The sequence below is a fragment of the Gordonia effusa NBRC 100432 genome (assembly GCF_000241305.1).
Classification (GTDB): domain Bacteria; phylum Actinomycetota; class Actinomycetes; order Mycobacteriales; family Mycobacteriaceae; genus Gordonia; species Gordonia effusa.
The window spans coordinates 1-11625 of record NZ_BAEH01000114.1; the positions used below are offsets into that span (position 1 = coordinate 1).

General features: G+C 61.9%; 11 protein-coding genes and 1 pseudogene. 7 read left to right on the plus strand and 5 right to left on the minus strand.

The window, feature by feature from the left end; all coding sequences use genetic code 11:
* Positions 1 to 240: pseudogene (locus GOEFS_RS19550) on the minus strand (acyltransferase); the annotation flags it as partial.
* A 106-nt stretch (positions 241 to 346) separates the two neighbouring features.
* Positions 347 to 2473, minus strand: a complete 2127-nt coding sequence (locus tag GOEFS_RS19555; RefSeq protein ID WP_007319685.1) for an acyltransferase family protein — start codon at positions 2471 to 2473, stop codon at positions 347 to 349.
* 131 nt (positions 2474 to 2604) lie between these two features.
* On the opposite strand from GOEFS_RS19555, the gene GOEFS_RS19560 reads away from it, so the two are divergent.
* From GOEFS_RS19560 to GOEFS_RS19570, 3 genes are all read left to right on the plus strand, one after another.
* Positions 2605 to 3972 (plus strand): styrene monooxygenase/indole monooxygenase family protein, encoded by a 1368-nt coding sequence (locus GOEFS_RS19560; protein WP_007319686.1) that lies wholly within the window; start codon positions 2605 to 2607, stop codon positions 3970 to 3972.
* Between the two features lie 202 nt (positions 3973 to 4174).
* Positions 4175 to 5299, plus strand: coding sequence for an NDMA-dependent alcohol dehydrogenase (locus tag GOEFS_RS19565; RefSeq protein WP_040525682.1), 1125 nt, complete (start codon positions 4175 to 4177; stop codon positions 5297 to 5299).
* Positions 5300 to 5334: 35 nt separating this feature from the next.
* Positions 5335 to 6150, plus strand: coding sequence for an MBL fold metallo-hydrolase (locus GOEFS_RS19570; RefSeq protein ID WP_007319688.1), 816 nt, complete (start codon positions 5335 to 5337; stop codon positions 6148 to 6150).
* Here GOEFS_RS19570 and GOEFS_RS19575 read toward each other — a convergent pair.
* Together GOEFS_RS19575 and GOEFS_RS19580 are read right to left on the minus strand one after the other, a co-directional pair.
* Positions 6113 to 6685 carry a hypothetical protein gene (locus GOEFS_RS19575; RefSeq protein ID WP_040525678.1) on the minus strand — a complete coding sequence of 191 codons (573 nt, stop codon included), beginning with the start codon at positions 6683 to 6685 and terminating at the stop codon, positions 6113 to 6115. The two genes, GOEFS_RS19570 and GOEFS_RS19575, sit on opposite strands and share 38 nt — an antisense overlap.
* A gap of 81 nt (positions 6686 to 6766) precedes the next feature.
* Complete coding sequence (locus GOEFS_RS19580; RefSeq protein WP_007319690.1) at positions 6767 to 7441, minus strand: DUF899 family protein; 675 nt, start codon at positions 7439 to 7441, stop codon at positions 6767 to 6769.
* 79 nt (positions 7442 to 7520) lie between these two features.
* On the opposite strand from GOEFS_RS19580, the gene GOEFS_RS19585 reads away from it, so the two are divergent.
* From GOEFS_RS19585 to GOEFS_RS19595, 3 genes are all read left to right on the plus strand, one after another.
* Entirely contained in the window at positions 7521 to 8114 is a 594-nt protein-coding gene (locus GOEFS_RS19585) for a TetR/AcrR family transcriptional regulator (protein WP_007319691.1), read from the plus strand.
* Positions 8111 to 8587 (plus strand): hypothetical protein, encoded by a 477-nt coding sequence (locus GOEFS_RS19590; protein ID WP_040525680.1) that lies wholly within the window; start codon positions 8111 to 8113, stop codon positions 8585 to 8587. Before GOEFS_RS19585 ends, GOEFS_RS19590 begins: the two co-directional genes overlap by 4 nt.
* A gap of 117 nt (positions 8588 to 8704) precedes the next feature.
* The gene (locus GOEFS_RS19595; protein ID WP_007319693.1) at positions 8705 to 9163 is read left to right on the plus strand and encodes a hypothetical protein; all 459 of its coding nucleotides are present in this window, start codon (positions 8705 to 8707) and stop codon (positions 9161 to 9163) included.
* Between the two features lie 3 nt (positions 9164 to 9166).
* Here the strand turns inward: GOEFS_RS19595 and GOEFS_RS19600 are convergent, their stop codons facing one another.
* Complete coding sequence (locus tag GOEFS_RS19600; RefSeq protein ID WP_007319694.1) at positions 9167 to 9730, minus strand: TetR/AcrR family transcriptional regulator; 564 nt, start codon at positions 9728 to 9730, stop codon at positions 9167 to 9169.
* An 89-nt stretch (positions 9731 to 9819) separates the two neighbouring features.
* On the opposite strand from GOEFS_RS19600, the gene GOEFS_RS19605 reads away from it, so the two are divergent.
* Positions 9820 to 11514 carry a nitroreductase family deazaflavin-dependent oxidoreductase gene (locus tag GOEFS_RS19605; RefSeq protein ID WP_007319695.1) on the plus strand — a complete coding sequence of 565 codons (1695 nt, stop codon included), beginning with the start codon at positions 9820 to 9822 and terminating at the stop codon, positions 11512 to 11514.
* The last annotated feature ends 111 nt before the right edge of the window (positions 11515 to 11625 follow it).

Consider the following 11625-nt stretch of genomic DNA (forward strand, 5'->3'; position numbering starts at 1 on the left):
GAAGTTCTGGTACATCAGCACAAAACCGGTCAGAGCGAAGAACGTATTGCGGGTGAAATGCAGTAATAGCGAAGCCGAATTGATTCCGACGCTTAGTTCTTCATTCGTCGTCTGGGTGAGGCAGTGAACAAAGATCACTAACGAGAATGTCGTTGCCCGAATCAGATCGAGATGGTGCAGATATGCCTTGCGAGTAGCGTCGCGAGCTGCGTCGACACTCGTTGTAACAACTGACGGCATATCTACGAACTCAGAACTTTCGGATCGTCGGATCTTGTGCGCGGACGGTGTGCAACGCTATCAGCCGAACCTGGCAGTCAGCTGTCAGTCGTTCCGATGTGATCGATTACCACCAACCCAGCACCTTGCGTAGGTCGCCATCCATCGTCGGGATCAGTGATCGCACGAACGTCGCCGAGAGGTGATGGAAATCGTGCCAGAGCAGGATGTTTCCGACGACGGCCGAGCAATAGGTCGGCGAGCACATGCCGTCGGTGTAGTCCAGGAACGACATGTTGGGGAACTGTCCCTTGATCGCCTCCGCCGGATCTTGTGGGGCCATCGCTTGGGCCCGCGTGACACCGCAGACCTGTGGCTTTCGGCCCTGCGCCAGGCACTCTGGCGGCTTGAGCTTGCCGGTCGACCACGGATTGTCGCGGATACCGATGACCTTCTGTCCCCGGTCCCGGAATTGGGCGAAGATGTCCAGGTAGTCCTGCGGCACGAAGTCACCGCGGCCCTGGTCCTCCACGGGTCGGGTGCTGTTGGTGAAGACGTAGTCGGGTTTGTCGACGGCCAGCCGGTCCATCACCCGATTCGACCAGGAATTGCATTGGTAATACTTTTTGCCGAACCACGTGAAGACGTGACTGGTGGTAAGCGCACAGCCGACTTTGAGATAGGTCGTGACGCGGAAATGATGTTTTTTACCGATGGCGTCGAGCGCGGTAATCCACTGTTCGGCATGTGAGCCGCCGACCAGGGCGATCGTTCGTTTGGCCTTCTTGTCGCCGTATACGCCGACCTTGATCGACTCGTCGCGCCAGCCACTGATGATCGAGTCATAAGACGTGATGGGCCAGTCCTTGTCAACGACCTCCGGACTGGGTTGTGGATCTAGATGCGGCACCGGCGCGTCGTACAGCAGGGCGCGTGCACCGGGATACAGACGCGGGTCGAGGTTGGCGGTATTCACTGTGGCGTGATCGGAGTTGTATTTCCAGATCGAGACGGTGGTAGCGGCGACGCCCGTCGCGATAACCAGCGCGAGGACAAGGATGACTCGATAGGCGCGCGAGAATGTCGAGCGGCCGGCGCGCAATGGTACCTCGACGAATTTCGTTGTCGCCCAAGCTAAGAGCAACGACAGCGCGAGGATCGCGGTGCCCTCGACGAACGACGTCTCATCCTGGTACCGCCACGTCAGATAGAAGATCAGCAGCGGCCAGTGGATCAGATAGAGCGAATACGCCACCGAGCCGAGCCACACAATCGATGGGTGAGCGAGCCAGGCGTCGACATCCCGCGGTTGTCGTGGGTCGACTGCGCGAGCCTGGGCGGACCCGACCCAGATCAACAACAGGGTTGAGCCGGCGGGCACCAACGCGAGGATTCCCGGGTATTCCTGAACACCGACGATGAACCAGCCCGACCCGGTGATCAACACCAGCGCTATGACGGCCAGCGTGTTCCGTAACCAGCGTGGCAGCGCTAATTTGGGCATCCACACCGCTAGCAGTCCACCGGCCAGCGGTTCCCATAGTCGGGCAACGGTGTCGTAGTAGTTGAACGGTTGATTAACCGAATGTCGATAGTTGGCCCAGGCGAAGGACACCAGCGCGACGGCCGCCAGCGAGCCGCCGAAGATGTTGCGCACGACCTTGGGATTCGCGAAGAAGTCGAATCGGCCGCCGAGGAATTTGAGTACCCCGCCCAGTAGTAGCCCGGCAACCAGCGTCAAGACAAAGAACTGCCCCTGCATCGACATCGACCACAGATGCTGCATCGGACTGTTCGCCGACCCGGCGGCCTGATAGTCCTGTGATGCGAACGCCAACTCGTAGTTTTGGTAGTAGAGCGCGCTCGCGATTACCTCGGACGCCAACGTTCCCCAGCGGGTTTTCGGCATCACGACGACGATCAGCGCGACGATGACGACCAGGACCAGCAGCAGCGCGGGTAGGAGTCGTCGCGCTAGACGCCAGAGTCGGGGGCCGGGATTGATCGCCAATGCCCACGGCGCGGCCGGGGCCTGCGTGGCGAGCACGTGTTTGAGCAGTGAGGCAACGAAGAAGTAGCCGGACAAGGTCAAGAAGACGTCGACGCCGCCGGACACTCGTCCGAACCAGACGTGAAAGATCGCGACCAGGGCGATCGCGATGCCGCGCAGACCATCGAGGTCGAGCCGGTACTCCGGCGACGACTTCGTTTCGGTCGGTCGCGCGGCCGGCGCCGCGGTCTGAGAAGAACTCACAGCAGGACAGGGTAATGGGTTTTCGCCGCGGTGATTCGTTCGCGCTGCTCTTAACCCTTCTCCCGGGGCCCTCGTCGCGGCACTCTCACTGCCAGCAATCCAACGTTGAATCGCACAGTGAGGACCCTTCCATGTCAGAGAAAACCACCCAATCCATCGCGATTGTCGGCGCGGGTATTGCCGGCGCCACCGCAGCGCTCGGCCTGCGTGATGCCGGATTCGACGTCACGCTTTACAGCGACAAGCCGCGGTCGGCGTTGCGCGACGAAGTGCCGCCGACCGGCGTAGCCGTGCTCTTCGGTCGATCCCGAGACTGGGATGCCGAGGTCATCGAAGACCTGTATTCGATCGGCAACACCACCGGCATCAGCACCCGCCTCTACTCGGGTGCGGGTGACGAGCGGGCCCGCGTCCTCGAATTCAATCCCGACTACAACTACGTCTCGCAGTCGGTCGATGTGCGGCTGCGCGCCGACGATCGGATCGGCCGATTCCTGGACGGCGGCGGCAAATTTGAGGTGACGTCGGTCGATGTCGAAGCCCTCGACGGCATCGCTGCGGGTCATGACGCCACCTTTGTCGCGACCGGCAAGGGCGGGTTGGCGTCCCTCTTCGAGGTCGACCGCGATCGCACTCACTACGACGAGCCGCAGCGTCGTCTCTTGCAGGTCACCCTGCAGGGCGTCGAACATTCGCCGGAGGCGTTCGCGTACCGGAATCGTGACGGCGCGCAGAACGCGATCTTCAACCTCGACGCGGAGAACGGCGAGGTCTACCTCGGACCGTTTCAGCACAAGGATGCGGGGGCGACGTGGTCGTTCATCGTGTTCGCCAAGCCCGAAGGGGCCTGGGCGTCGAAGTTCGACGCGGTCAACGACGCGGCGTCCGCGCGAGCGGCCATCATCGATATCTTCGCCGAGTATTTCCCCGAGGATGCGCCAGTTGTCGCGCAGTTGCAGAACATCGAGTCCGATCCCTATTCGTGGCTTAAAGGTGCGGTGACTCCCACCGTGCGTAAGCCGGTTGCCACCACCAGCGGCGGTCATGTCGTCGCCGGACTCGGTGACACCGTCATCTCGGTCGACCCGGTCGCCGGACAAGGTGCGCAGGGCGCGCTTATTCAGGCGTCGGAGTTGGTCAAGGCCGCGAAAGAGCATGCGGGACAGCCGTTTACAGAAGAATGGCTGACTGAGCAATTCGAGAAGTATTGGGAGCTGCGCGGTCGGGCCGCCGTCGAGGTAACGCGTCTGTACCTCGGTGATCCCGACTACGCCACGCATTTGGAACTGTCGTTCCCGGCAGCCGCGGTCAATGCGAATGTCGCATCGGCACTATTCGGCCTGCTGTCGGATCCAAATCCGTTGCTGACCTTAGAAAGTCGCGACGACGTTCTCGCGTTCATCGGAGCAGTATCGGGCGAGTCCGCCGACGACGTGCTGGGTCGCTTCGCACCGGCGGGTGAGTTCAGCGCGGCTGAGCCGGTAGGCGCCCCTGCCTGAGGCTAACGAGTAGAAATACCCCACAGATATTCCGGGGTTCACGACAAATAGTGTCGTGAACCCCGGAATTTTTGTGGGGTACTAGAACCGTCGCGCCCGCCGACCCCCCACGCCCCACGTGACACGGTTGAAAGATGTTACTAGCGAACAACTTTCGCGGTATTGCCCCATGCGCATGAGTGCACGCGTCACAATCTTCGGTATGAAGACGAAGGCTGCGGTATTGCACGGTGTCAACGAAGAATGGAAGATCGAGGAGGTCGACCTCGGCGATCCGGTGGCCGGCGAAGTTCAAGTCAAACTCGTGAGCTCGGGGCTATGCCACTCCGATCATCACCTGCGTACGGGCCAGAGCCCGGCGCCCATGCCTGTCGTCGGCGGCCACGAGGGCGCGGGCGTCGTCGTCAAGGTTGGCGAAGGCGTCACCCGGTTTCAGGAGGGCGACCACGTAGTCACCGCCTTCATCCCGGCGTGCGGCACCTGTGAGCCGTGTTCGGCTGGCGCGCAGAATATTTGCGATGAAGGTGCCGGTCTGCTGACCGGACTTTCCATCTCTGACAAGACTCATCGCGTCACTCTCAACGGAGAGGGGCTGACCCAGATGTGTTTGCTGGGCACCTTCTCGCCGTATATCACCGTCAATCAGGCGTCGTTGGTCAAGATCGAAGACGATATCCCACTGCAGCAGGCCGCCCTCCTGGGTTGTGGAGTGGCGACGGGCTGGGGTTCGGCGGTGGAGATCGGCGACACCAAGGTGGGCGACACTGTCGTGATCCTCGGTATTGGCGGCGTCGGCATTAACGCGGTGCAGGGAGCGAAGGCAGCTGGCGCGCGCTACGTGGTTGCCGTCGATCCGGTGAAGTTCAAGCGTGATATGGCCGAAAAGCTTGGCGCCACACATACTTTCGATTCCGTCGAGGCGGCCCTGCCGGTGGTCGGTGAGATTACCTGGGGGAGAATGGCCAACGTCGTTGTCCTGACCCACGGGGAGATGAAGGGCGAGTATGTCGCCGAAGGATTGTCACTCACTGGCAAGGGCGGCCAGGTCATCGTCACCGGGATGGGCGACTACGCCGCGATGGACGTCAAACTCAATTTGTTCGAGCTGACCCTGTTGCAAAAGCGGGTCCAGGGCGCGATCTTCGGCGGTGCCGGTCCGCGTACGCAGATCCCCAAACTGCTCGACGCGTATCGGTCGGGAAAGTTGAATCTCGCCGACCTCGTCACGCAGACCTACCGCCTGGAAGACATCAACCAGGCATACGACGACATGTTGGCGGGCAACAACATTCGCGGAATGGTGGTCTACGAGGACAGCGATTACTGAGTGGTGGTACCGGGGGCAGCGGAGGGAGGCCGACGATGACTGTGCGCGCGGTGCATCACCTGAACTGCGGAACAATGATTCTCGGACTCGTGAGTCATTGCCTCCTCATCGAGACGTCTGATTCGCTGGTACTGGTCGATAGCGGGTTCGGCACGGACAGTGTCCGGGATCCCGCGACCTTTCTGGGCCCGGCGCGCCTGGCGATCGCACCGAAGTTGAACATGCGAGAGACCGCGCTGCATCAGATCGAAGCGCTCGGGTACGACCGTCGCGACGTTCGGCATATCGTTCTCACTCACCTTGATCTAGACCACGCGGGCGGGATCGCCGACTTCCCGTGGGCGACCGTGCATGTACACGGTCCCGAGCTGCGGGCAGCTCAGGCACCTGGACTGGCCAATCGACTCCGATATCGGACGCAGCAATGGCGACATGGACCGCAGTGGCAGGTCAACGAGCTTGACGACGGTGAGACCTGGTTCGGACTGGAAGTTGCGGGAAATCTAGCCGGACTACCGCCGGAGATTGTCGTAATCCCGTTGTACGGACACACGCATGGCCATATCGGCGTCGCGGTGGACACCGACACCGGGTGGCTGCTCCACGCCGGCGATGCGCTGCTGCACACCGGCCAGCTTTGCCGTGGACTGCACCCGACGACGCTGGTCTACGGAAGTCCCAACCCACGGCTGGTCTTGGCCCGGGTGCAGAACGTGCGTCGGCTTAGGGAACTACGCCAAGACAACGACGACAACATCACCATTTTCGCTGCCCACGACAGATACGCGTTCGCGCGGTTGTCCGCGGCTCCGCCTACTTCCCGTAGATATTCGCGTTCTCGTCCGGTGTGATGGTGTCACCCTGCTTCTGCGATGAGGACATGACGTTCTTGACGTCGGACTCCAGCGCGTCGATGGACGTGACATCGCCGCTCTTGGCTTTAGAGACCGCGCCGGAGATCTTGTCCGAGATCGACTTGAGTGGACTGACGACTGCCTTGCAGAGGGTGGGATTGGCCTTGGCGTCTTCGGACGCGAGGCGCACTTCGCGTTTGACGAAGAGAGCCGCGGCACCGGCCTTGACGAACGCCTTGATCCGGCCGTCGGCGCCCTTCTTGAACCCGCTGTTGCGGGCCGGCTTGTAGATCCATCGATGGAAGGCGCCGAATCCAAGCCCGGCATGCGTCACGAACTTGGTCTTAGCGAATTTGATGGTGTTCTTCTCGGGACAAGTGAAATCGCCCGACGCGGTGTTGGCTGAGGCGGAGTTGCTGGCGCCCGTGCTGCTCGACGCCTTGTCGTCGCTCTTGCACCCGCCGACGAGGAGTACGAGCGTCATCGCGAGCATCGCGGTAAGTATTTTCAGAAGCGAGTGTTTGGTGCGCATTCCCACATATTCGCAATAATGAGCCGAAATGTCGCGCACAGTGAAGAAGATCGTGAATAGGCGATTCGTCGTTTGTGTGCACTATCCGTATGCCGCTGCGATCTGTTCCGACGACGGCCATCGACTGTAGGTCGGTGATTGCGGCCAGCCCTCCGGCGAGTCCTGCCACTCCTCTTGGCGACCGTAGGGGAGAACGTCGATCAGGCCGAAGCTGTGGCCGAGTTGTTCGGTGCCGCGGCCGGTGGTATGCCAGGTGCGGTACACGTCAGATCCGTTGCGTAAGAACACATTTATCGCGAAGCCCGCGTGGTGTGGAGCTCCGACGTCGGCGCCAAATGGACTGTCAGCCGTCGAGTACCACGTCATCATATTGCCGACCTTGCGTTTGTAGGCCAGCGCTTGGTCGATCGGTCCCTGCGTCACGATGACAAACCGCGCGTCGTAATTGTCGAGAAATTCGAGGCGGGTGAATTGCGAGGTATAGCCGGTGCAGCCGCCGCATTGCCACGGCTCGTCGTCGAACCACATGTGGTTGTAGACGATCAGTTGGGAATGGCCGGCGAAGATATCCGCGAGCGATGTCGGCCCGTCTTCGCCGACGAGCGTGTACTCCGGCATTTTGACCATCGGAAGCCGTCGGCGTGCCGCGGCGATCGCGTCGAGTTCTCGGGTGGCCGCCTTCTCGCGAACGCGTAGCGCGTCGAGTTTGGTTTGCCAGGTTTCGGCGTCGACGACGGGTGGCAGATCGGTGCCCATGGGATCCTCCAGGTAAAGTTCACGCTGTCCACATGATAATGTTCACAGCGTACACACGCGCGTTGGAGAGGGTCAATAGGTGTCGGAGGCTCGTTATCACCACGGCGATCTGCCCGCGGCGATGGTGGCCGTCGGGCTGGAATTGACCAGAACCGGTGGGCCAGATGCCTTGTCGCTGAGGGAGATAGCTCGTCGTGTTGGTGTATCCCCGAATTCCGCCTATCGACATTTCGCGAGCCGAGATGCGGTGCTGTCGGCGGTGTCGCGGGAGATCGAAGCGGCGATGGCGCAACGGATGGTCGAATCGAACGCACTGTCCGAAGGGGCGCGGGGCGTCGACTTGCTTCGCGCTGTTGGCCTTGGCTATATCGAGTTCGCGCTCGGTGAACCCGGCTGGTTCGCGGTCGCGTTCTTCGCCGCCGTTGACGACGATCCGGCGACCGTCGAGCAATCACCTGCCTATCTCGCGTTGGCGTATGCGTTGGATCGGATGGTCGCCGACGGCGACCTGCCATCGGATCGGCGTGAGGGTACCCAGTGGACCTGTTGGTCGGCGGTACACGGGTTTGCGGAGATGGCGCTGCGAGGACCGCTGCGCTCGCGCGATCGGAAGGAAGTGATGGAGTTGGCTGAACGTACCGTCGATACTGTCGTCGCAGGGGTGTGCGCATGAGGGGAGCGGTGTTCGCCTTCGCGGTGGCAGCGGTGGTCTTTCTGGTCACCTGGCTCGTGGTCGCGGTCGGTGGGCCGGATGTGATGCCGATACACTACGGACCCGGTGGCGCGGACGAATGGGGTTCGCGCGGAAGCTTTTTGGTGATGAGCTTGATCGGTGTCGTAATCGCATTCGCCCTTCTCGCCATGGGACTCAACGCCAAGCGGATACCGCAACGCGTCATCAACACTCCGCATCGCGACTACTGGCTCGGTAACGAACACCGCAAACAATTCGACGAGTTGATGGCCTCGATGCTGGCCGGAATCGGTGCTTTGATCCTGCTGTTGTCCGCGATGATCAATATCGCCGGGATGTGGGTGCGTGACCAGTCGTGGTATTTCCCAACGGTTTTGGTTGTCTTCGTGATCGGGATGATCGCCGTCGTCGGACGTCCGATCGCGACGTTGTACCGGGCCCCGCGTATATGACCCGTTCGGATCGCGGCTCAATCCGTATGAAGGACGTAAAGAAGTCTTGTCGTCGCGGACTCTGCGGCTAGACCGGACGTAGGCCGAAACCCGGCCACGGAACCGGAGGTCTGTTTGATGACGCTCACCACCATCTTGCCGACATTGCGCGCAAGCATCCCTGACCCGATTGATCTGAAGCGCTGGCCGGTTGGCACGCGTGCCACGGTGTCCGACATCGTGATCGACGGTCAGTCGGCCAGCTCGGTTGCGGGACAACGTGGTACGCCGTGCATCTTCGATACCGGCGAGCTGTTCCCGTGGGCAGGCGATCACGATGCGAGAGGCGTCGTTCTGGTGCGTGTCGTCGCGGTGGTTGGCGTCGACCATTCGATGCCTTCTTATGCCCGGCCAGAGCTTATTCTCGACACCGAACCGGGGCGAGTGGCAGCCGATTGGGGCGAGGTGCGCTTGATCCACCGGGTGTCGACGGCCAAGGTCGGGGTGTACAGCCTGGCCGGTCGTGAGCCGGTCGTCGTCGACCTGCCCGTTGACGTAGGCGTCGGTGACCTGTTGATCGCGCCCTGCGCTCGGTGACTCTCAGTCCGGAACGTGCATCGCGGTGAGCTCGATCAAGTGCCGCTCGACGTGGTCCATCGGATCGGTGGAACCCTTTGCGAGAGAGAGTAATACGGCGCCCTCGACGGTTGCGACGATGGTGGTCGCAAGGCTGGCGGCGACCGACGGTTCGGTGCCGTTCGCGACCAGGCGATCCCGGATGACATCGACCCACGACTCGATCTCCGCGCCGGCCGCGGCGGCGGCATCGGGAGCGTTTGCCCGGCCCAACAGAGTCGCGACCAATGGGCAACCGAGCCGTAGGTCCCCGGCTGCCAAACTTTGTTTCCACCACGAGACGAAGCCGCGAACAGCGTCGGCGGGCCGGCCATTCTGCGTGACAAACGAGATGGCTTCACCGATCGCGGAGCCCGCCGCATGTGCCGCGGCGGTCATGAGTTCGGTTTTGCCGCCGGGGAAGTTGAGATAGAGCGTTCGGCGAGACACTCCGCTGTGCTCTAGCAATTGCGCTACACCGGTTCCGTCAACCCCTCGTTCACGGGTCAACTCGATGGCGCTGGTGATGAGGGACTCTCGGGCTGCCATGTTGCCACTATACCGGTCGGTGTACTACCTTCGAAACGACAGTACACCGATCGGTCTAGTCGAGAGGCGGGCCGCGAAGGAGTTCGACGATGGCCGCATTGACTGACCAACTGAGTCTCGCGTGCGGGCAAGTGCTGCCCAACCGCCTTATGAAGGCGGCGCTTAGTGAAGGTCTCGGCACCGCGGAGAATGCTCCCGGCGTGGGTATCGAACGTCTCTACCGCCGCTGGGGGCAGGGTGGATTCGGTCTCATCATCACCGGCAACGTGATGGTAGACCGGCGACACCTGGGAGAGCCGGGCAATGTCGTCGTCGAAGACGACCGTCATCTCGATGAACTGACTCGCTGGGCGAAGACCGCTCAGGATGGTGGTGGCCGTATCTGGGCTCAGCTCAATCACCCTGGCCGACAAGCTAATCCATTGGCAACGCGCGAACGTCCGGTGGCACCGTCGGCGGTTGGAATGGCAGTGCCGGGGCTCCCCCAGCCGCGGGAACTGGCTGATGGAGAGATTGACGAGATTATCGAACGGTTCGTCCAGGCCGCACTCGTCACCGAGGCAGCGGGATTCGACGGGGTGCAGATTCACGGCGCGCATGGATACCTTGTCTCGCAGTTTCTTTCGCCATTGGCTAACACTCGATCCGATCAGTGGGGAGGAGACTTGGCGGGCCGCATGCGGTTCGTCACCGAGGTGGTACGTCGTATCAGAGCGGCGGTCCGACCGTCGTTCGCAGTCGGTGTCAAACTGAATTCGGCCGACTTCCAACGCGGCGGATTTACCGAGGACGAGTCGCGACAGGTAATCGAGCGACTCTCGCGTGAGGGAATCGACCTCTTCGAGATAAGCGGCGGAAGCTACGAAAGTCCGGCGATGATGGGGCGATCGGATCAACGGTCGGCGAGCACCAAGGCGCGAGAAGCGTATTTTCTCGACTACGCGCGCTCGGCGCGGCAGGCGGCGGGCAAGGTGCCACTCGCGGTCACCGGCGGATTCCGCAGTCGCGCAGCGATGATCGAGGCGTTGGAGAGCGGCGACTGCGACGTGATCGGGCTGGGACGTCCAACGGCCGTCAATCCAGAAACGGCTGAACACATCATCCTGGGGGTGTCGCAGATCAGCGCTGGCGACGTGAAACTTGGCGGCTCGACCGCCCTCGCCACCAGGGTGCCACAGGTAAAGATGCTCGACGGTTTGCTTGACCTGCAATGGCATACCGACCAATTGCATCGGATGGGTGCCGGCGATGACCCCGACCCGCAGCGCGGCGCGTGGCGGACCGGAATTGCAATCTTCAAGCGGAATGGGTTGGACGCCTTACGATCTGGCCGAGGTTCGTATGCCGCGGCGACCAATCATAAGGCGGTGCGCAAGTTTCGGTTCGAGCGTGTGGTGGGGCGCTACTTTGCCAATCCGGTGGTGAACGGATTGGGTAAGTTGGGCGTCCGGACCGACTTCGCTACCACGTTGGAGACCACCGGGCGCAAATCCGGTCTGGCCCGGGTGGTGCCGGTATCCGCGTCCTTCGATGGCACGGGCGCATGGATCATTTCACAGCATGGGGCGCGATCGGGTTGGGCGATCAACATCGCCGCGGACCCAAGGGTGCGGATCCGTCGCGGCGACACGTGGCATGAGGGGACGGCGCGGTTCGTCCCCGAAGACGATGTTATTGCGCGGGCACGTAGTTTCGGTACAAACCGGCTATTCTCGGCTCTCACGGCATCGACTTTCCGTGCGCTGCAAAGTGATCCGGTGTCGGTGCGGATCGACTTCACTTAGGGGCGGCGCCGGGGGACGGTTGCGAGGTCTCGATACACCCAACTCGGCTGGCGAGGGGAGCGGTTACCGTTGATGGTCGAGTGCACTCGCCGAGCGGAGCGAGACGTGCGT